General features: G+C 45.9%; 22 protein-coding genes and 1 riboswitch. Of the genes, 8 read left to right on the top strand and 14 right to left on the bottom strand.

Annotated features, from left to right (window positions below; translation table 11 throughout):
• Nucleotides 1-104: 104 nt before the first annotated feature.
• The 7 genes from APB76_RS23230 to APB76_RS00955 form a co-directional block, all read right to left on the bottom strand.
• Nucleotides 105-266 carry a hypothetical protein gene (locus APB76_RS23230; RefSeq protein ID WP_237767869.1) on the bottom strand — a complete coding sequence of 54 codons (162 nt, stop codon included), beginning with the start codon at nucleotides 264-266 and terminating at the stop codon, nucleotides 105-107.
• A gap of 5 nt (nucleotides 267-271) precedes the next feature.
• On the bottom strand, nucleotides 272-1,204 hold the full coding sequence (locus tag APB76_RS00980; protein ID WP_237767868.1) for a hypothetical protein: 933 nt from the start codon (nucleotides 1,202-1,204) through the stop codon (nucleotides 272-274).
• A 125-nt stretch (nucleotides 1,205-1,329) separates the two neighbouring features.
• Nucleotides 1,330-1,767, bottom strand: coding sequence for an RNase H family protein (locus tag APB76_RS00975; protein ID WP_054962675.1), 438 nt, complete (start codon nucleotides 1,765-1,767; stop codon nucleotides 1,330-1,332).
• A gap of 68 nt (nucleotides 1,768-1,835) precedes the next feature.
• Nucleotides 1,836-2,033, bottom strand: a complete 198-nt coding sequence (locus tag APB76_RS00970; protein ID WP_054962706.1) for an AlpA family transcriptional regulator — start codon at nucleotides 2,031-2,033, stop codon at nucleotides 1,836-1,838.
• Between the two features lie 70 nt (nucleotides 2,034-2,103).
• Complete coding sequence (locus APB76_RS00965; protein WP_054962676.1) at nucleotides 2,104-2,703, bottom strand: inovirus Gp2 family protein; 600 nt, start codon at nucleotides 2,701-2,703, stop codon at nucleotides 2,104-2,106.
• A gap of 53 nt (nucleotides 2,704-2,756) precedes the next feature.
• Nucleotides 2,757-3,440: an inovirus Gp2 family protein gene (locus tag APB76_RS00960; protein ID WP_054962677.1), complete on the bottom strand. Its 684-nt coding sequence runs from the start codon at nucleotides 3,438-3,440 to the stop codon at nucleotides 2,757-2,759.
• A 60-nt stretch (nucleotides 3,441-3,500) separates the two neighbouring features.
• Entirely contained in the window at nucleotides 3,501-4,145 is a 645-nt protein-coding gene (locus APB76_RS00955; RefSeq protein WP_157633168.1) for an inovirus Gp2 family protein, read from the bottom strand.
• A 397-nt stretch (nucleotides 4,146-4,542) separates the two neighbouring features.
• On the opposite strand from APB76_RS00955, the gene APB76_RS00950 reads away from it, so the two are divergent.
• Nucleotides 4,543-5,430, top strand: coding sequence for a hypothetical protein (locus APB76_RS00950; protein ID WP_054962678.1), 888 nt, complete (start codon nucleotides 4,543-4,545; stop codon nucleotides 5,428-5,430).
• 462 nt (nucleotides 5,431-5,892) lie between these two features.
• On the opposite strand, the gene APB76_RS00945 is transcribed toward APB76_RS00950, so the two are convergent.
• From APB76_RS00945 to APB76_RS00935, 3 genes are all read right to left on the bottom strand, one after another.
• Nucleotides 5,893-6,846, bottom strand: a complete 954-nt coding sequence (locus tag APB76_RS00945; protein ID WP_054962679.1) for a DMT family transporter — start codon at nucleotides 6,844-6,846, stop codon at nucleotides 5,893-5,895.
• 693 nt (nucleotides 6,847-7,539) lie between these two features.
• A complete protein-coding gene (locus APB76_RS00940; RefSeq protein ID WP_054962680.1) occupies nucleotides 7,540-7,965 on the bottom strand; it encodes a phosphate-starvation-inducible protein PsiE in 426 nt (141 codons plus the stop codon).
• 113 nt (nucleotides 7,966-8,078) lie between these two features.
• Nucleotides 8,079-9,449 carry an NCS2 family permease gene (locus tag APB76_RS00935; protein ID WP_054962708.1) on the bottom strand — a complete coding sequence of 457 codons (1,371 nt, stop codon included), beginning with the start codon at nucleotides 9,447-9,449 and terminating at the stop codon, nucleotides 8,079-8,081.
• A 55-nt stretch (nucleotides 9,450-9,504) separates the two neighbouring features.
• Nucleotides 9,505-9,604: riboswitch (purine riboswitch) on the bottom strand.
• 296 nt (nucleotides 9,605-9,900) lie between these two features.
• On the opposite strand from APB76_RS00935, the gene gmk reads away from it, so the two are divergent.
• The 5 genes from gmk (at nucleotide 9,901) to recG (ending at nucleotide 16,189) form a co-directional block, all read left to right on the top strand.
• A complete protein-coding gene (gene gmk, locus APB76_RS00930) occupies nucleotides 9,901-10,524 on the top strand; it encodes a guanylate kinase (RefSeq protein WP_049844157.1) in 624 nt (207 codons plus the stop codon).
• A gap of 96 nt (nucleotides 10,525-10,620) precedes the next feature.
• Nucleotides 10,621-10,893 carry a DNA-directed RNA polymerase subunit omega gene (gene rpoZ, locus APB76_RS00925; protein ID WP_004410883.1) on the top strand — a complete coding sequence of 91 codons (273 nt, stop codon included), beginning with the start codon at nucleotides 10,621-10,623 and terminating at the stop codon, nucleotides 10,891-10,893.
• Between the two features lie 41 nt (nucleotides 10,894-10,934).
• Nucleotides 10,935-13,052, top strand: a complete 2,118-nt coding sequence (gene spoT / locus APB76_RS00920; RefSeq protein WP_049844156.1) for a bifunctional GTP diphosphokinase/guanosine-3',5'-bis pyrophosphate 3'-pyrophosphohydrolase — start codon at nucleotides 10,935-10,937, stop codon at nucleotides 13,050-13,052.
• 68 nt (nucleotides 13,053-13,120) lie between these two features.
• Nucleotides 13,121-13,804 carry a tRNA (guanosine(18)-2'-O)-methyltransferase TrmH gene (gene trmH, locus APB76_RS00915; RefSeq protein ID WP_049844155.1) on the top strand — a complete coding sequence of 228 codons (684 nt, stop codon included), beginning with the start codon at nucleotides 13,121-13,123 and terminating at the stop codon, nucleotides 13,802-13,804.
• A gap of 306 nt (nucleotides 13,805-14,110) precedes the next feature.
• On the top strand, nucleotides 14,111-16,189 hold the full coding sequence (gene recG, locus APB76_RS00910) for an ATP-dependent DNA helicase RecG (protein ID WP_054962681.1): 2,079 nt from the start codon (nucleotides 14,111-14,113) through the stop codon (nucleotides 16,187-16,189).
• Nucleotides 16,190-16,403: 214 nt separating this feature from the next.
• Here the strand turns inward: recG and cysQ are convergent, their stop codons facing one another.
• The 4 genes from cysQ to APB76_RS00890 form a co-directional block, all read right to left on the bottom strand.
• Complete coding sequence (gene cysQ, locus APB76_RS00905; RefSeq protein ID WP_054962682.1) at nucleotides 16,404-17,231, bottom strand: 3'(2'),5'-bisphosphate nucleotidase CysQ; 828 nt, start codon at nucleotides 17,229-17,231, stop codon at nucleotides 16,404-16,406.
• Between the two features lie 61 nt (nucleotides 17,232-17,292).
• Nucleotides 17,293-17,841, bottom strand: a complete 549-nt coding sequence (gene nudE / locus APB76_RS00900; RefSeq protein WP_049844152.1) for an ADP compounds hydrolase NudE — start codon at nucleotides 17,839-17,841, stop codon at nucleotides 17,293-17,295.
• Between the two features lie 169 nt (nucleotides 17,842-18,010).
• On the bottom strand, nucleotides 18,011-18,598 hold the full coding sequence (gene nfuA / locus APB76_RS00895; protein WP_054962683.1) for a Fe-S biogenesis protein NfuA: 588 nt from the start codon (nucleotides 18,596-18,598) through the stop codon (nucleotides 18,011-18,013).
• Between the two features lie 86 nt (nucleotides 18,599-18,684).
• Entirely contained in the window at nucleotides 18,685-19,386 is a 702-nt protein-coding gene (locus APB76_RS00890) for an amidophosphoribosyltransferase (RefSeq protein WP_054962684.1), read from the bottom strand.
• 59 nt (nucleotides 19,387-19,445) lie between these two features.
• Between APB76_RS00890 and bioH the strand changes: the two genes are divergently transcribed.
• A complete protein-coding gene (gene bioH, locus APB76_RS00885) occupies nucleotides 19,446-20,240 on the top strand; it encodes a pimeloyl-ACP methyl ester esterase BioH (RefSeq protein ID WP_049844149.1) in 795 nt (264 codons plus the stop codon).
• Between the two features lie 134 nt (nucleotides 20,241-20,374).
• The gene (locus APB76_RS00880) at nucleotides 20,375-20,845 is read left to right on the top strand and encodes a hypothetical protein (protein WP_049844148.1); all 471 of its coding nucleotides are present in this window, start codon (nucleotides 20,375-20,377) and stop codon (nucleotides 20,843-20,845) included.
• Nucleotides 20,846-20,933 lie beyond the last annotated feature (88 nt).

Here is a 20,933-nt window from a genome sequence, read left to right as displayed (position 1 = left end):
GCTATGGCCGACTAAAAATGGCACCTCGAATCCATCAGGTGGAGGTCGCACCAATAACCCACCAAGCAAAAAGTAAAAGCGGACCTAGGCTGCTTTAGTGCAGCCTAGTATGCATGGTGTTGGTAGTAACGCTGGTAACGATTTGTCGTATAGATATCAGGTAGCGCACAGCAACCCTCCTTATCAAGCGCTCTCATAAACAGTGCGTATATCAGCAAATCCGTACCTTGACGACCTGCATCCATATTGTCGAAAAACGTACTCAAGGCTTTTACAGAGGGGAGGTTTTTCCTCTACGCCACTCTTTAAAACGATCTTGTTGAACATCGCGCTTTAGCACACCATTTCGCTCATGCTCACTAAAAGGTAAGGCAACATACTCCGATAACTGAGCGTAAGTCTGATTAGTCTGCTCTTTTAATAGGCCAAAAAACTTGCCAAGGAATGTGCTCTCTTCTCTCTTAAAAACCTGACCGAACACCCCGTATTGTCGGGCATAAGAACTAGGAGTGTACTCTTCATAGTGTTTCTCCCAATCTTCAAGAAACATCGCATCAATGACCGACATTAAGGACAACCAGAAATCATGCTTGAAACACAACATGGCCTGCTCAGTTTCTTGTGAGGCTGGTTCACTTGGCGATTTGAGCCAGTTTTTCACAAGCGCCTTTTCTTGTTCACTGAGCAACGTAAAATCGAGAACGGGTAGGTAATAACCTGAGATTAACTCACTTTGGTTGCACTCATTAATATCGGGAGCATCCTGAATAAAAGCCAACTGTTTTTGATAAGCGGCGCAACGTCCATCGATATAGCTGACCAAGAGACCGACATTTAACTCACTAGAAGCCGAAGACAGCCCTTGTTGAATGCCTTTAAGAGTGTGAGACCACCAAAAAGATAAGTCTGCTTTATGAATACCACCATCGGAGAGAGAAACATTGAAGGTCAATCCTTTTCGAACAAACACTTTCGCTAATTGCCAAGCAAACTGACGTATCGATGCCCATCGTATTCCACCCTTGCTAATGTTATCCAGCGTACGGTCTGTCGGCAGCGTACTCTTTACCACTGACGCATTTAACCACTTTATTTTTTCTCTGGGCGAGACAGGAAGCCCCAGAAATTCTGAGACTTCATCAGGTGAAGGAAAAAACGGGTTACCCAGTTTGATGATGGGTATTTTAAACTTTTCATTGGGCATTAGGAGTCATTAGGTCATCAGGAAATACCCGCACGTTAAGAGAAACCATCGACACCATCAATCCTAAAGACAAATGAGAATAGCAGCTTGTGGAGTACATCCCACAAGCTGCGCTTCATTGGCTGTTATAGCGTAGCGGCTTCAACCGCTAACAAATCCGCTCTCTCATTCCCTTCGATACCAGAGTGAGCTTTGACCTTAAATACCTCGACATACTTCCTAGAACTCAGCTCATCCACTTGTTGCCACAATTGGCGGTTTTTGACGGGTTTCTTATCCGCACGGCGCCAACCTCGGTCTTTCCAATCGTCCATCCAGATGTTGAAGCCTTTCACGCAGTAATCACTATCTGAGTAAATCACGTCCCCATCTTCGGCGTACTCCAACGCCTCAACCAAGGCCAGTAGCTCAAGCTCAGCACTATTGGTTTTGCGGTCAATGGTAATGCTCTCTTCATGCACTATCTCATTGTCTTCATCCATCACTACCAGCCCGATACCACCTCGTGTACAGACGTGTTGATTGTTTGGGGCTGCGCCGTCTACGTAAATTGAATAACTCATTTTTTATCTCTCTCTAATTGAAAAAGGGCGCATGACTTTGCCTAGCCAGCGCCCTGTTGATGTTTGTGTTACTGAAAAGATTCTTGGTTGTCTCGCAGTGCTAGACGCGATTCCATCCATTCTTCGATTTCACTTTCTAGCCATCCCACTGCTCTTCCTCCCAATGGAATGGTTTTTGGAAAAATGTCTTCATCCATGAACTTGTAAATAGTGGAACGGCCTAGCCCAGTTAGTGACATCACGTCTTCGATTCGTAGAAATCTCATTGTCATCGGGAATCGTCTCCTGTGTATATACCCATGACATAAGCCGCCAATGTAAAAAAATGCAGTCGGTCTAATCTGCACTAGAGCCAAAGAAGTAACGCTGCTCATTCCATGCCTCAGCAAGACTGCTCATGCGATGAAAGACACAACGCTTGATGTTCTTGTCCTGCTCCCTACAGCGTGTCCCCAAGCCATAGTTGCCTCGGTCATTGAGAAACACCAATGAGCGCGCTTTGCCGCTGTAGTGCTTTTCTATCGCTTCTTGCCAAGCATCTTTAAGGTGCTCGACCAATTCGTTGCGTTTTTCCCAGCAAATGGCGGGGCCAAAATGCTGGCTGTAGTCAGTAAACAGCATCACGCGATAGTTGTGGGACGGCACCTTGTCCTCTCGCTTACGCCATACATAGAACACAGACTCCGTATCGAGCTTTTCTTTAAGCAGCTTAAAGTAATCGTTAATAATGCTGAGGTCGGTATCTTGATGGTCTTCTGGTAGAAACAAATCCAGACGTGTTGCCAAGGCCGCGTCAAACGCCTCCGTTGCTTGTTCAAAGACTTCCGTCATTCTGGTTAAGGCCGATTCGTATAACCCCTTGTCACTGAAAAACACGGGATAGTCGTTAAACGTTTTTGAATGGGTAATGTTGGGAAGGTAAGTATTGTTAGACATGAGCAATTCCTCTGAGTCTGTGAATGACATAGGTATTACTCGCGCTGTATTTTTTAAGGTGAGTCATGACTGCAACCAAAATTCATGCTGCGGTTATCGGCGTGTTTGGTGTTAGGCTTCGCTAGACGACTTATCCGATAGAAGAGTTCATTTAACTGCAATGGGAACGCTTCATCCCCTTTTAGAAGTTCGTACACGTCATCAGATGGAGAATACGCCAGTCCTGAACATCTTCTACCGTAGTCGGTTTCGACTGCTCTATCCCACGCTTTTCTGACTCTGGACAGGTAGCGACTCCTCCCTTCTCCTCTTTTGCCTAAACAAAGATAAAGTCTCTTATCAAAGAACAAGACAATATGGTACTGGCTGGTGGACTCACACGCCTTGAACCAAACATGGCGTATGACCGTTTGATGATATTGGTGAGGCCTACGCCTGTACTTCATTAGGCACAACTCATTGGTTTCCAACTCCAAGGTACGAAAGAAACGACTGAATACCTCAAAATGGTTTCCATCAAAGTCACTTGGTAGACGTACATTAAAATGAGCGACACAAAGTTTAGGATATTGGCCGAGCGCTTCAGTCAGCACTCGGTCGATGTCCTCCAGGTATTCAAGGATAAGACCATTCTTGTGGTAGTAGAGTGGTTTTCCATTAAACGTTCTGTCATGGGTGATGGTGAGGTGGTTAGACGCTTCTAAGCGGTTGTGAGTAGCGTTGAGCTGATTTGGCATGATGAGTTCCTGCAGTTTGTTGTAAATCCCACAGGAACTGTGACTGCCGTTATTTTTAAGCTATTTACGGCTATGGTCGAAGTTGTTCATACGTTTGCCGAAGTGCTTCGTTCTTCTCTTCGCTAGGTAGCTTAGTCGATAAAAGACGGACTGAAACACAGCCTCAAACTCCTCAGAGTTACGTAGCAAGTGATACTGGCCTTGTTTGGAGAAATGGATGGCTGGTTTCTCTTTTCCTGAGTAGATGGCATCCACAGAGCGCTTCCATGCATTACGGATACGGTTAGCCAAGCTTTGCTGATATTCACCAAAATCCCCTAAAGAACGAAAAACGTTTCTGTCAAAAATAAGTGCAACATGGTAGTGGCTGCTTGTTGAAGTATCACACTCTTTCGCCCAGACATATCGAATGGTGGTTTCACGATAAGGTTTGCCATTTAACCGAGCACTACGTCTTCGATATGCCGCTACCTGAGACTTAAGAGATCGAAAGAAACGAGTCATCACTGCTGAATCATCCCCTCTAAAGTCGGTTGGTAAGTTGAGGTCTACTCGAACGATAAAAAGTCTCGCGTATTGCTCTAGAGCTTTCTCAAGGACTGAGTCTATCCCTTCTAGGTATTCAACGACCAAACCCTCTTTGTCGATGTATATCTTGTTTCCGTTGAAAGTAGGTTCGTGTGTGATGGTTAGGTTTTTAGACATGATGGTGACCTATGTTTTGCTTCTGACATAGGTACTGAGAGTGACGTTATTTTTCGGGTAGGGGATGGGTTCCCCTACCAAGATATCGAGTGATGAGGTAGTTGGTTGAGGTGTGGGATTAGGTGAGTAGATGGGTAGGTATATATATTATTAATTACCGATCCACCTCGATTTACTCACCCCCTATTTTTCAATAGTTATTGAGCCTTCACATCAGCTAAATCTATCCAGCAACCTTCATTTTTTATCAAAAATCATGGTTCATGCATTTTTACTTCTGGAATTTACTCACATAAAAAGTGACAATCCCAAAAATAATTTATTTATATAAATCAATCGGACTACACTCTATAAACATAGAAAGCCAACTAAAAACAGTTACCAATAGTAGATCATTATGACCCCAAATCAGATAACAGATACAACCTACCAGCTCTACAATTTCATCAACCCGTTTGATAGGCAAGGCAGTTACATTTTGTTTTCAGAAGGGCATTCAAAGACGCTAGTTATTGATATAAATCGTCACTCTCCCACACGTTATTTGGGAATAAAAAACTGGGAACAACTAGAGTCAATATTGCCGGGGTTCACCCCTTTTGATGATGTTTACCTGATGCCATTCAGCCCGTTAGGCGAATCAAGATTTCGAAATAACCCCATAGCTGATGAATTCGTTGAGTATCAAAACATCTACCGTTATTTCGAAGAAAAGAACATCAGGCAACAGCCAAAATCTACTCTCATTTGTTTGTGTATGTTGCTAGCAAAAAATTATGATGAGAAACTAGGTGGGATCCCAATAGGGATAAAAATGCTAGCCACTAGACTTGGAACGAACAGCCGTAAAATCACTGTTAGCATCAAATCACTAGAAGAAATGGGATTAATCGTTTTTCACCAAAGACGGGCAGATATCGACAAGGTGACTCTCCCTTGTTTTATTGAACCTACCAGCACATTTGTACTGAAATTTACGTCTCTATTTAGAAAAGGGAAAACCATACCAAAAGAAGAGCCAGGAGCAGGTACACCTAAGATTCAGACTACCCCTGAACAAGATTATGACAACTTCATAAAAAGCATTGCCGATCAAGAAAGCATCTATGATGACATAGAGGAAAACTTAACTGCCAAAAAGCCAGATTATTATCTACATGGTAAGGAAGGCTTCTTCTGGTATCAAAATCAAATATACACTCTTAAAGTGAGACTCTTGAACTTAGTAAGCAAGCCAAAGGTGGAGGAGGTGGTTAAAGTTCACGCCTATCGAACGCTGCTCTAAAACACCCTGATGGGACAACACCTAAAACAAAGGTACAGTTGTTTACGGCAGAATTACATGACACTATGCGTATCTCAGTATACAAATATAACTCTCACAGCTTAGTGTTTCGGTTAGTCAAAAAATAGATGCACAAATGAATATCATTATCATTTGTGATCTGGCGACATAATAATCGAGGTTTGAACTACAGGATATTGTCACAACTTAAAGTGACTGAGTGAAGATTTTTTCATCAAAAACAGAACTATTGTCAACGTAAGAAACATAGCGACCTAAACCAACCGGGTAGTATATTGGGTAGTAAAAACCTAAATCAGACGAAACAAAACCACTAAGCTCATGATTTATAAATAATAAAAATCATTACTCGACGAACAGATCCAAAACATTGAATAATCAATGTAGTTGAAATAAAAGCCCTGCTATTGAAAGCGGGGCTTTTTTATATCTACGTCCTAACTAGACACTAAGTCTTTTCGCGCATTGAGCGCAGAGCACTGGCTGTTGTTTGGTGCGCCAAAAACCAAGCTTGTGCCAAAAAGACGGTTCCGCTTTAGTCACCAAAATACCGAGCAGTAGTGGCACCATCAACAACAGAGATGTCATCGAAAAACTATTTCCCGCTACCCAACTAGACAGACTTAAAGCGATAAGTGGGAAAAAGAGAAAACAGATAGAGGCAGTAAACGGCGTCGACACCTGACCGAGCTTAAAATACGCCACAATGCCACCGACACTTGCGAAAACACCCAAATAGGCAACTGCCGCCATTGAGTCTACTGAAAATGCCGCGATCTGTGGTTGCTCTAGCCAGAATGAAACCAACAACAAACACACCGAGGCAATCAAACTTGGTATAGCGTTATAGGTCAAAACTGGCGTGCTACGGCAGTACTTTTCCACCAACACATACATCACAGAATGAATGGCGACGGCGCCACCAAGAGCCAGCGAACCAAGCAAATAGTCTTTGCCACCCAATGGCATTTCTGTCGCTAAGATCAGTGCCAAACTTAATACCGCAACAAGTAGACCTGCCATTTGTAACTTACTCAAACGTAAGCCTAAAAACAGACTTGATGTCACCATCACAGCAATCGGCATATTGGCAAAAATAATCGAAGCCAAACCTGATGAGATGTACTGCTCACCAAAAATCATCAAGGTAAATGGAATCGCAAAATAGAAGATAGCGACGACAAACATCCAAAATTGCTTTCCTTTCGGGAACAACAACGGTTGTTTCAGCTTTATCGCCAGTAACACTAACAACGGCGAAGCAATCAAGAACCTCAGACCCGTAGCAAAGATCGGCGGAACAGTTGCTACCGCAACCTCCATAGCTAACCAAGTCGTACCCCAAATAAGGCATACTGAGACAAACAAAAACGTCGTTAGATATTTATGCGGCATAACGACCTCCTTGCATCAAGGAGAGTGCGGTTAATGTCGGCAAGCAAACAGCAGAAGCAGCACGGATACTCGTGCGATAAATAGTTTTAAGTTTCATATTCTTATTCCCATCACAGGGGGTGTAAATAAGCCGAGCGACTTACACCGATATCAAAGGCACACAAACAGGTTGTGTGAATAGTAGAGAAATAAGAATTAGGCTATTGGAGGTCGATATAGAGATTGGATCTCTACACTGGTGTAACTAATAGGTGCACTTACTGCAAGCGCATAACGGAAAGGAGAACTATAGGAGCGAACATTCGTCTCAACGAGTGCAATGTTTGAGACGTTTATATGAGAACAGCACTGTTTCTCGAAACAGGTACCGCCGGAGTCGCAGCAACCAACCTCAGTCGTTGGAGTCGCTGATTTTAACCCACATCCACCAAACTCTATCTTCTGCACGACCGAGTTAGAAGTGTGATGAGGAGAAACATGATGAGAAGAGACTTCGGCTTGTGCTGCACTACTAAGCAGCACAGTGGATAGCAATGCACTTAGCACAAAACAAATTGTGGATGTATAGCGAAGCAGCATCACACTCTCTCATCACAAAGGGGTTGATGAAAAGATAATCGGCCATTCAGAAAATAACAATATGATTTGAGAAGACTTTACACTTCTTTACCTCATACTGCCCCACAGATAGCCTTACTCATCTTTCTCGGCGGTATTGTTATCAACATACGGCCAATAATGGTGCCCCACTCGAATCACCATTGTCGCTACCGCCAAAATTAACGCCGCCACTGAAAGCCAAACTACCAATACCGCATCCAACTCTTTCATACCTAAGGTGATGTATCGAGCGATCGCCATCATGGCAATGTAGATTGGGTAGCGCACTGGGATCTTACCGTTCATCACGAACTGCTTAACCATCGCCAGCACTTCGAGATAGATAAACATCAACAGGATATCGGTCAACAGGACGCGTTTTTCAGTAAACACATGAACAAACTCTTCGACCATCGCAAACAGCGTCGCAAGCGTGATCGCCACTAGCAGCACAGCCTCTAATGAGTGGAAGATTTTAAGAAATGGCTTGCTGAATGATTTAGGAAGATTGGAAGGCATAATCCCTATCCGTGATAAAAACTAATAGGCATCCAGTTTACCACGAGATGTATGACAAAGAAGTGAGCGGTCGTCATTCTTTAGCCGATAACCGCTCTCTAAGTTGTGATTTACTATAGCAGCAGCAAGTAAGCTAAGAATACCGCAGACAGAGCATAGATAATTGGGTGAACCTGCTTACCTTTACCCGCAACCACCATAGTAAATGCATAGCTGATAAAGCCCATCGCCATACCGTTGGCAGGAGAGAAGCTCAGAACCGTAAACATGATGGTAAAGAACGCAGCAATACGAGACTCTTTCTTCTCCCAATCAATCTGGCCTAAACGACCAATCATGTAGATGCCCACCACAACCATAGCCGGAGCAACCATGGCTGCCGAGAAGATAGAAAATAGTGGATATAGAAATAGCGACACAAGGAACAGACCTGATACCACAACCGCCGCAAGACCGGTTTTCGCCCCTTGAGAAGAAGCAATACCCGACTCAGAGAACGCAGTAATTGACGTTGTACCGAGCACCGAGCCAATCACAGTTCCCCCGGCATCCGCAACTAGGGCTGAACGAGCGTTAGGTACTTTGCCATCTTTGTCGATAATGCCTGCATCACGGCCGACACCAACTATCGTGCTCATGCCATCAAAGAAGTCGACAATCAGGAAAATCACCACAACAAACAGCAGATCGAACATCTTGTCTGCGGTTAGGCCAGAGAAATCAAACACGGCACCAAACGTGCTCGCCATGCTTGGCGGCGCCGTCACTATCTGCTCAGGAATTGGCGCATTAGATGTGCCCATCACCATATCAGCAATCAACGTTAGGCCTATCGCACTAACAAATGAGATAAACGTCGCCAGCTTGATATCTCGCACCATACAACCAAGGGCAATAAAGATACTGATATAAGCGATGATCACTTGTGGTTCAGTAATGTTACCCATACCGACAAGGACAAACTTGTTATCGACGATGATGCCCGCATTCTTCAAACCTAAAAAGGCGATAAACAGACCAAGCGATACCGTAATCGCGTTCTTCAGATCGTTAGGAATCGACTCTATCAGAGATCTACGAATATTGGTCAGGGAAAGAAGGAGATAGAACACACCCGATAAAAAGATGCCAAATAGGGCTTCATTCCACACTAGCGCAACCGAGCCGCTGAGTAGCATCCCTTTGAAGAAACCATTCATACTCATGCCAGGCGCGAGCATAACTGGATAATTACCCCAAACACCCATAATAAAAGTCGCGATTGCCGCTGCCAGTGCTGTTGCTGTAAACACCGCACCTTTATCCATCCCAGGAATGCCGCCCAAAATGGCTGGGTTAACCGCCAAAATATAGCTCATCGCCAAGAAGGTAATAAAGCCTGCGTACAGCTCGGTACCTAAGGTTGTTTTTCGCTCAGCAATTTTAAATACTGATTCCAGTACACCAGACTGACTCTGGGCTTTTAGAGTTGATTCGAGACTCACAATGAAACCTTTATAAGTGGGGTAAACAGTAAACGGGTTCAATGCTGCGAAAAGAGATAGGCGCATAAGCTACTGTAGTCACTAAGGTAGGCTCAGTGGTAGAAACGTCCAATCCATTTTATTAGACATATACAGCATTTAATCGTTTGCGCGGATTGTAAGGATCTCGAATAAAAACTCAACGCTTTTCTCTGCTAAACACACAACAATAGCAAACGATTGCTTCAGGCGGTGAATCTGTTGAATATTGTCTTAGTACTCTGCTGGCTGAAAACTGTGATAACTAATCAGTTATTGCAAGTTGTCCTAAATAGGCGATTTATGCTACTCTTCGCCTCCATTTTTCTGGCCTAAATTTCACCACTTCGGTGTTTCTATGTGGTCAGTGCTATCTTTAAACATGTCAGTATTATCTACTGACAGTTATCAAACCAAATGTGGGATCGTACCTATGGGTAAAGGCACTCTATATATCGTATCTGCACCAAGTGGTGCTGGAAAGTCTAGTCTGATTTCAGCCATGCTAGAAACTAACCCAACCTACGCGATGAAAGTGTCGGTCTCTCATACTACTCGCGGTATGCGCCCTGGTGAGCAAGATGGTGCTCACTACCACTTCGTACAGAAAGAACACTTTGAAGAGCTGATTGATAAAGGTGAGTTCCTTGAGTATGCCGAAGTGTTTGGCAACTACTACGGCACGTCGCGGGTTTGGATTGAAGAAAACCTCGACAAAGGCATTGATGTATTCCTAGATATCGACTGGCAAGGTGCTCGCCAAATCCGTGAACAAATGCCTTTAGCGAAAAGTCTGTTTATCCTGCCGCCATCAAATGGTGAGCTAGAGCGTCGCCTTAACGCTCGCGGACAAGACAGCGATGCCGTGATTGCTAAGCGCATGGCGGAAGCAAAATCGGAAATCTCACACTACGCTGAGTACGACTACGTGATCATCAACGATGATTTCGACACTGCCTTGATGGACTTTAAAGCCATCATACGCGCAGAAAGATTGAAGCAAGACAAGCAAGCTGCTAAATATAAAGGCATGCTTGATGCGCTTTTAGCTGAGTAAATAGCAGGAAACACAAACAGATCCTAGACACTAGGAACTGTCAGCCTGTATAATTTCTCGTCATTCAAAAATTTAGTTAACTAATTTGGAGTTCTCATGGCACGCGTAACTGTACAAGACGCTGTTGAAAAAGTTGGCAACCGTTTCGACCTAGTTCTAATTGCGGCACGCCGCGCTCGTCAAATGCAAACTGGTGGCAAAGATTCACTAGTGCCAGAAGAGAATGATAAGCAAACGGTTATCGCTCTACGCGAAATCGAAGAAGGCCTTATCACTAAAGAGATTCTTGATGCACGTGAGCGTCAAGAGCAGCAAGAGCAAGAAGCCGCTGAACTAGCAGCTGTAAGCAGCATCGCTCACAGCCGCTAATTAGCCTTCTCGTCACAACAACTATCTTCCGGGCCTAAAGTTTGTATCTATTTGATAGCCTCAAAGACGTTGCCCAAGAATACCTAACAGAGCCTCAAATTGAGGCTCTGCGTCAATCTTATGTGGTAGCGAAAGATGCCCATGAAGGGCAAACCCGCTCTAGTGGGGAACCTTATATCATCCACCCTGTTGCTGTAGCTCGTATCTTGGCTGAAATGCGCCTTGATATTGAAACCCTACAAGCAGCCCTTCTTCACGACGTTATTGAAGATACCGAAGTCACCAAAGAAGAGCTTGAAGCTCAATTTGGCAATACCGTTGCAGAGCTGGTGGATGGCGTTTCTAAGCTTGATAAGCTTAAGTTTCGCGATCGCAAGGAAGCTCAGGCAGAAAACTTCCGTAAGATGGTTCTTGCCATGGTGCAAGACATCCGCGTTATTCTGATCAAACTTGCTGACCGTACGCACAATATGCGCACGCTCGGTGCTCTTCGTCCAGACAAAAAACGTCGTATCGCCCGCGAAACACTAGAAATCTATTCTCCACTAGCGCATCGCCTTGGTATCCACAACATCAAAACTGAGCTCGAAGAGCTAGGTTTTGAAGCGCTCTACCCGAACCGCTATCGCGTTCTCAAAGAGGTAGTTAAAGCAGCGCGTGGTAATCGAAAGGAGATGATTCAACGTATTCATGACGAGATTGAAGGTCGCCTTGAAGAAGTCGGCTTGAAAGCGCGTGTTTTTGGTCGAGAGAAAAACCTTTTCTCCATCTACAACAAGATGAAGACCAAAGAACAACGCTTCCATACCATTATGGATATCTACGCTTTCCGCGTGGTAGTCGATAATGCCGATACCTGTTACCGAGTGCTTGGTCAGGTTCATAGCCTCTACAAGCCGCGTCCGGGTCGCATGAAAGACTACATCGCGGTACCAAAAGCGAACGGCTATCAATCTATCCACACTTCAATGGTTGGCCCTCATGGTGTACCGGTTGAAGTTCAGATCCGTACCGAAGATATGGATCAAATGGCAGACAAAGGTGTCGCGGCTCACTGGTCATATAAAGGTACCGGAGAGCGCACAGGCACAACAGCGCAAGTCAAAGCTCAGCGTTGGATGCAAAGCCTGCTTGAGCTACAGCAAAGTGCCGGTAATTCATTTGAATTCATCGAGAACGTTAAATCGGATCTGTTCCCAGACGAGATTTACGTCTTTACACCAAAAGGTCGCATTGTCGAGCTGCCTGTTGGCGCAACTGCGGTAGATTTCGCTTACGCCGTACATACTGATGTTGGTAATACCTGTGTCGGTGCTCGTGTTGATCGTAACCCTTACCCACTGAGTAAATCGCTGAAAAACGGTCAGACGATTGAGATAATCAGTGCTCCGGGGGCACGCCCCAATGCTGCATGGCTCAACTACGTGGTGACTTCTCGTGCTCGTACTAAGATCCGTCAGGTTCTGAAAACTATGCGTCGTGAAGAGTCGATTACACTGGGTCGCCGCCTGCTTAACCATGCCTTGGGCGAACTTTCGCTATCAGATATTGATGAAGAGAACATCAACCATGTTCTGACTGATCTAAAAGTAGACTCGATCGACGATCTGCTGGCAGATATCGGTCTTGGCGAATTGATGAGCATTGTCATTGCGCGTCGCTTATTGGGCGATGCTGATGAGCTGACAGAAGTTGAAAGTAATAACGACGGTAAGAAGAAACTGCCGATCCGCGGTGCGGAAGGTATTTTGCTGACGTTCGCCAACTGTTGTCACCCGATCCCAGATGACCACATTATCGCTCACGTTTCACCGGGCCGAGGTCTGGTGGTCCACCGCGAGATGTGTCCGAATGTACGCGGTTATCAGAAAGAGCCAGATAAGTACATGGCGGTGGAATGGTCTGATGATTACGACAAAGAGTTCATCACTGAAGTCACTGTCGACGTTCAAAATCGTCAAGGTGCACTCGCAGAGCTGACCAATGTTATTTCAAAAACGGGCTCAAACATTCACGGACTTTCAACCGAAGAGCGTGATGGTCGCTTATACACAGTGACAGTACTGCTAACGACCAAAGATCGTGTTCACCTTGCTGGCATTATGCGTAAGATTAAAGCCATGCCACAGACGCTAAAAGTTCGTCGCCGCAAGAACTAACCGTTTGATTTAAATACTTAATCGCCCTTGAAATCACCATTTCAAGGGCTTTTCTTTTGTGTAAGATTATGAATTTAGAACGCTACAATCGTATCCAACAAGTCCTCAAGGCCCGCCAAGCTGATTTAACCCTTTGTCTGGAAGAAGTTCACAAGCCAAACAACGTTTCTGCCGTTATCCGTACTGCCGATGCAACGGGTATTCACAAGATTCACGCGGTATGGCCAAATGAGATGCGTACACTGAGCCATACTTCTGCTGGTGCCCGTAACTGGGTAGACGTTGAAACGCATGACTCTATCGACGAGGCTATTACTGAACTTAAAGCCCAAGGTATGCAGGTTCTCGTCACTAATCTATCCGAAACTGCGGTCGATTTTCGAGAAATTGACTACACCAAACCAACTGCGATTATTCTCGGCAGTGAAAAGGTCGGGGCTTCTGAAAAAGCGAAGCAACTTGCCGATCAGGACATCATCGTGCCTATGGTAGGCATGGTGCAGTCTCTCAACGTATCGGTAGCCAGTGCAGTCATTCTTTATGAAGCACAGCGTCAACGCGAAGCCGCTGGCATGTACGACAATAATGTCAGCTCTGTACCAGAGGAAACCATTCATCGCCTACTGTTCGAACGTGGCCATCCAGTGCTAGCTAAAGTCGCCAAGCGCAAAAAGCTCCCTTACCCGCCACTAGACGAACAAGGCCAGATCATTGCCGATGACGAATGGTGGGCAGAGATGCAGAAGAAGTAGAATCGAGAATCGAGAATCGAGAATCGAGAATCGAGAATCGAGAATCGAGAAAATTTGATGGGTTGGCGTTTTACGTCAACCCTTCTTTTCAGAACCAATTAAGCGTAACAACATACGACTACTTCTCCACGCGTACCTCTCGAAGGACGAAGTCCGTTCTAGAATCCCGGAGCAAAGCGTTCTCGCGGGCGTAGCCCGATCTCTCATTCGATTTTTTCCTGTACAAAAACACAGCCCAATGGTTAACTAACAGGGTCTTATCTAACTCACTGAGTCACTTACTCAAAATAACGAGCGAGCTGTGTCATGTCCCAACTGCTATCTGCGATTCCTCTCACTTCTTTGACTGGCGTTGGTGCCAAAGTCGCCGAGAAGTTAGCCAAAGTTGGGCTCGACAGCGTTCAAGATCTTCTGTTTCATCTTCCACTGCGCTATGAAGATCGCACTCGTATCTACCCGATTGTAAAACTGCATGCTGGTCTATGGGCGGCGGTGCAAGGCAAGGTGATGAGTGTTGATACCCTGTTTGGTAAACGTAAAATGCTGTCAGTGAAAATCAGTGATGGTAACGGCACCATCACACTGCGTTTTTTCAATTTTACTGCTGGAATGAAGAACAACTTCGCCGAAGGTAAAACCGTTCACGCTTATGGTGAAATCAAGCGTGGTGGCTACGGACTAGAGATTGTCCATCCAGATTATAAATTCTACGCACCGAACCAAAGCACCCAAGTAGAGCAAACGCTTACTCCAGTCTACCCGACGACGGATGGCTTAAGGCAGGTGACGCTGCGCAATTTAACCGAGCAAGCACTAGAGTTACTCGACAAAGCGGCAGTGCAAGAACTGCTACCCAATGGCCTGTATGATCACCAGATCACCCTAGCACAAGCACTGCACACAATTCATCGTCCACCGCCAAACATCAACTTAGAGCAGTTTGACGAAGGTAAACATCCTGCGCAGATCCGTTTGATTATGGAAGAGCTGCTGGCACAAAACCTATCGATGTTGGCGGTGCGCAGCAAAGGTCAGCAAGACATAGCATTACCGCTACCAGCCTGCAACAAGCTCAAACAGCAACTGCTCGACCAACTTCCCTTCTCGCCGACCAATGCTCAGGCACGCGTGGTGGGTGAAATCGAACAAGACCTCGAAAAATCGCACCCTATGATGCGTCTAGTTCAAGGAGATGTTGGCTCAGGTAAAACCCTAGTCGCAGCGCTTGCAGCTCTGCGTGCCCTTGAGCATGGCTACCAAGTCGCCTTGATGGCTCCTACAGAACTGCTCGCGGAGCAACACGCGATTAACTTTGCTCAGTGGCTCGAACCTATGGGCATCAAGGTTGGCTGGCTGGCTGGCAAATTGAAAGGTAAAGCCAAAGAAGCGGAGCTTGCTCAGATCGCCAATGGTGAAGCACAAATGGTAGTCGGTACCCACGCCCTATTCCAAGAGCATGTAGAGTTCCACCACTTAGCATTAGTGATTATTGATGAGCAGCACCGTTTTGGTGTCCACCAGCGCTTAGAACTGCGTGAAAAAGGTGAAAAGCAAGGTGCTTACCCTCATCAATTAATCATGACAGCGACACCGATTCCGCGCACTCTAGCGATGACCGCCTATGCCGACCTTGAAACTTCGGTTATCGATGAGCTACCACCGGGGAGAACGCCGATTCAAACCGTCGCCATTCCGGACACCAAGCGCGAGGATATTGTCGAGCGAGTACGCAACGCTTGTCTTAACGAGGGCAAACAAGCCTACTGGGTGTGTACCTTAATTGATGAATCTGAAGTGCTAGAGGCACAAGCGGCAGCCGATACGGCTGAAGAGCTACAACGTAAATTAGCAGACGTAAAGATTGGCTTGGTACACGGTCGAATGAAGCCGGCCGAGAAGCAAGCGGTGATGCAAGACTTCAAGGACAATAAGCTCCACCTTTTGGTCGCGACAACTGTGATTGAAGTAGGCGTTGATGTGCCTAACTCTAGCTTAATGATTATCGAAAACCCGGAACGTTTAGGTTTAGCTCAGCTCCACCAGCTACGTGGTCGTGTAGGTCGAGGCAGTGTCGCCAGTCATTGTGTGCTGCTCTACCATTCACCGCTGTCGAAAACCGCCCAAAAACGCTTAGGTGTTCTACGCGAAAGTAATGATGGTTTCATTATTGCGCAGCGTGACTTAGAAATCCGTGGACCGGGTGAATTGTTAGGCACCAAGCAAACAGGTATGGCAGACTTTAAAATTGCAGATTTAGTCCGTGATCAGCGCTTAATTCCCGAAGTTCAGCGTATTGCACGCCACATTCACGATAACTTCCCACAAAACGCCGTCGCCATTATCGACCGTTGGCTGGGTGATAGAGATGTGTATTCGAAGGCTTAGTGAGAGACGAGAGACGAGACACGAGAGACGAGAGACGAGAGACGAGAGACGAGAGACGAATGATTATCGCTCTTTAGAAACGAGTCCTGTCAACGCCCTCAAATCAAAGACTCGTTCAGTTCACAACTCACTCTGCGTCCCCCACTCGAAGGACGCAGTCCAGTCTCGATTCTCGAAGCGCAGCGATCCCGAGGACGCAGTCCGTTCTCGCTCTTTAATCCTTAACCTTTAAAATCTCATCCCACGGTAAGTTCTCATCACCCAACACAATAAAGTTTGGGTTCTCTAGTGTGTCGCGCTCGTTATAAGAAAGCGGCTCTAGTAAGGTACTCAGAATGCGCCCACCCGCTTCCTCGACAATACACTGGGTTGCGGCGGTATCCCACTCACCGGTTGGGCCGAGTCTTAGATAACAATCGACTGCACCTTCAGCAACTAAACAGGCTTTGAGTGCTGCAGAGCCAAGTGGCACTAAATCATAATTCCAACCACTGCTCATGCGGCTTGTGATGCGATTGATATCTTGGCGACGACTAATCGCGATCGCAATGGGGCTTTGCTTGCCATCATGCTGATGCGTTTTGATGCGCACGCTTTCACTTAAATCTGGAATTTTCCACGCCCCTTTACCTTGGTAAGCGTAGTACGTCACCCCAGAGACCGGAGCGTAGACCACCCCCATCACTGGCTTGTGATTTTCGACCAACGCAATGATAGTCGCAAAGTCACCACTGCGGGCAATAAACTCTTGGGTTCCATCTAGCGGGTCAACTAACCAATAGCGGCTCCATTGTGAACGCTTATCTAAGCTGATATCCGCCGCTTCTTCCGATAGCACTGGAATATCAGGGGTCAGCTCAGTGAGTTTTTCAACAATCAACTTATGCGCCGCAATATCGGCACTAGTTACTGGTGTTTCGTCGCTTTTAGTAAAAGCTTCGTACTCTTTTTTCTCGTAAATATCGAGAATTAACTGCCCTGCGCTGCGGGCAATTTCAATCACTGCGGGCAAATGATGAGAGAGATCTTCTGTCATTGGCATACAAAATCCTTAGCGCTCTACCTACTCTTTCCTCATGCGACATCACTGAGGAAAATGTTAATTATGTTTTTAAGATTCGTAGAGCGAGTAACAACGCAGTAATACTGCGCGCTTCACAAAAATCGAGGTGCGTTAACAGCTCTTCAGCTTGTGCCAAAGGCCAACGAACCACTTCTAACGGTTCTGGTTCATCACCTTCCAATTGCTCTGAGTATAGTTGCTCAGCGATGAATAGGGTCATTTTGCTCGAGAAATAAGACGGTGCAAGAACGACTTCTTTTAACGGCGTTAGCTTTTTAGCGCCATAGCCAATCTCTTCTTTCAATTCACGTTCAGCCGCCTGCTGAGCCGTCTCACCTGGATCGATCAACCCCTTAGGAAAGCCAAGTTCATAACGTTCTGTGCCCGCTGCATATTCTCTGACTAACAAGATGTCACCTTGCTCGGTAACAGGAACCATCATGACTGCATGACGTCCACTTGGTTTCATGCGTTCGTAGGTTCGGTGCTCACCATTGCTAAAGCGCAAATCTAACGCTTCAATTGCAAACAATCGCGATTGCGCGACAGTCTGCTTCGCCAATACTTCTGGAGGGTTCCGTTTGGCCACAAGCTGACTCCTTTGCATCAAGGGAAGGTTCTAGGGTTTCGCTATCATCACGAACTTTGCTCGAAACAACAACAGTCCCTAATATATGAGAAATCTATCAGTTTTGAAAACAAAAAAGGGTCGGCAACGCTGCCAACCCTATGTTTTTCATTCGCTTAAATCGTCTCACTTAGTAGTAAGAGTGCTCACCGCGATCATGTTCAGTGGCATCGCGTACCGCAGAGAGTTCGCCTTCAAACTGCTGAAGAAGCTCTTTCTCGATACCTTCCTTCAGTGTTACATCAACCATAGAACAGCCGTTACAGCCGCCACCAAAGGCAACAATTGCAATGCCTTCGTCTGTGATTTCAACTAGGTTTACATGGCCACCGTGACCCGCAAGTTGAGGGTTAACCTGAGTCTGAATCACGTACTCGACACGCTCTACTAGAGGCGCATCATCAGAAACCTTACGCATTTTCGCGTTTGGTGCTTTCAAAGTTAGCTGAGAGCCCATTTTGTCAGTTACAAAATCAATTTCAGCGTCTTCAAGGAACGGCAGGCTTAGCTCATCAACAAATGCTGAGAAGAACTCAAACGCCAATTCAGTATCGGTAGATTCTACCGCTTCTGGCGGGCAGTAAGACACGCCACACTCTGCGTTTTGAGTACCAGGATTAACCACGAATACACGAATATTTGTGCCTTCTGGCTGCTGTCCTAATAGGTTAGCAAAGTGTTTTTGGGCAGTTTCTGTAATAGTAATTGTATTTGACACGACGAATACCTGAGTAATTTTGTAGGCTATTAGTTGACCATTTTACTCCTGAAAACTGAGAGATCTAGCCTTTTAGTCAATTTATACTAACTTGCAGGCTCAGGAGTACGGCAGATGCAGTAAATATCAACATTTTTCACCCCTGCTTCAAGCAGTAATTCACATAAATGCTGCACCGTACTTCCGGTAGTGAGGACATCATCAACAATCGCGACATGCTCAACATAGACCTCTCTATTTAAAGTGAAAGCTAGGCGAAGATTTCTCCGCCTCTCTGCCTTAGTTAACCCTAACTGCTGCGGCGTCGCCCTAATGCGCCGAAATAGCGGCTTACATGGTAGGTCGAGTTGACGTGCAAGCGATATCGCAATTAACTCACTTTGATTGAAGCCGCGTTGCAGATACCTGCCCCAATGCAGTGGAACGTAAGTGATAAGTTGAGCGGGGGTTTCAATCCTAGGAGTAAGCAGACGAGCCAGTTTGTTGGCCTGCCAAAACTGACGCTCATACTTAAGCCGATGCACATACTGAGAAAGTGGCGGTTGATAATCTGCAACACAATAAAGCCGTTGCCATTTTGGAGGCTTCTTAAGGCATTGCCCACACTCTTCAACCTTATAAGGTGCCGGCAACCCACAGCGTTGACAACGTGCAGTAGGTGCAAAGTATCGAGCGCAATGCACACAGATACCACTTTGTGGAAAAGGCTTGTCTAACGGGAGATGACAAACCTCACAGTGCATAGGCAACAGGTCAGCGATGTATTTAGCTACCCTTTGAGTTAACATAACCTCACTCCATTGAAGCAGTATTCGATGATTGTGTAGCTAGAGTAGCAAGCGAAAGGATGGAAAAAGTGCGACAAACCGAGAGCAAAAGTGAATCTTTGTATTGGCAATCAACTGGCCAAGGTAATGACCTAGTCCTTCTCCATGGCTGGGGGATGAATGGCGCGGTGTGGCAGCAAACCGTAGAGACACTTAGCCAACACTTCTGTGTCCATGTTGTTGATCTACCAGGCTTTGGTCACAGTCATCAGTCATATTTTGACGACATGCCACATCTCGCTGAGCAGGTACTACAACATGCTCCAGAGAAAGCAATCTGGCTCGGTTGGTCTTTAGGTGGCTTAGTGGCAACACATATTGCACTGAATCATCCACAGCGTGTACAAAAGTTGATTACTGTGGCAAGTTCACCCAAGTTTGCCGCACAAAGACCTTGGCGAGGGATCCAGCCTAATGTGCTTAGCGCTTTCACCGAACAGCTAGTCGATGATTTCCAGCTAACCATCGAACGTTTTATGGCCTTACAGGCAATGGGGAGCCCCTCTGCAAGACAGGATGTCAAACGACTCAAGAAAGCCGTACTGTCTCGACCAACACCAAATCCAACGTCTCTTTTGACGGGCTTGCAACTGTTAGCCGATATCGACTACCGCAGCGAGCTGGAAAACCTAGCAATTCCACTGCTTCGTCTTTATGGGCGTTTGGATGGCCTTGTACCCGTCAAAGTTGCCAGCGACGTCGATACCCTTGCCCCAAGCAGCAATAGCTTCATTTTTACCGAGTCTTCTCACGCGCCATTTATAACTGAGCTCGAAACGTTTTGCCAACAAGTTCACCAATTTATCACCCGCTAAAGTGACACGTGAACAATGTGCAAAAAGTAAAAATCTGCACTAAACATTTATCTTAATTGGTCGATAAATAAACTAACCGAAGGAGTTGCTAGGGTTCGCCCCTACTCTCAGGTTGGGCGTGAGGAGGTTAATGAATGCTCGTATCACCTACGAACGTAAGTGTTCCACTCATCGCCCCATCGGTTAATGTGCAAACGGAACAAGCGGCGCGTGACAATAAAGTCCGCGAGCCAATTGTACCGACAATTGCATTGACCAAGAGTAACGCACAACGAAAGGTAACAGCAGACGATAAACGGCGAAAGCGATCATCATGGGACCCCTCAGAGCACCCAAGCTATGAGACGGAAGAAAGTGGTAGCGCAGTTGCTGTTTCTCAGGAAGAACCGAAAGACACCCTCGAAAGGCTATTCCAACTGTTGGCACTGGAAAGTTATAGCGAACATCAAGGTAAAGGCTACGCCATGCGCTTTCGCTTGCCGAGGCGCATAATCGATGCGGCGATAACAGAAGGGATGATGGCTAAACGCAGAACCGTGATTAAGTTTCATTACGGAGATGCCGTGGCACCTAACCCCCCATCTGATGTAATTGCGGTGTTGTAGTACCTTGTCGTTATACCCATCGGGATAAAAGAGATGATCAGATATTTATTCTGGTTGGTATCACTTGGTTCGATAAGGTAATGCCGAA

Origin of the sequence: Vibrio bivalvicida, assembly GCF_001399455.2 — a bacterium.
GTDB classification, from domain to species: Bacteria; Pseudomonadota; Gammaproteobacteria; order Enterobacterales; family Vibrionaceae; genus Vibrio; species Vibrio bivalvicida.
The sequence above is the reverse complement of the archived record's forward strand: the minus strand, read 5'-3'. Positions and strand labels throughout refer to the sequence as shown.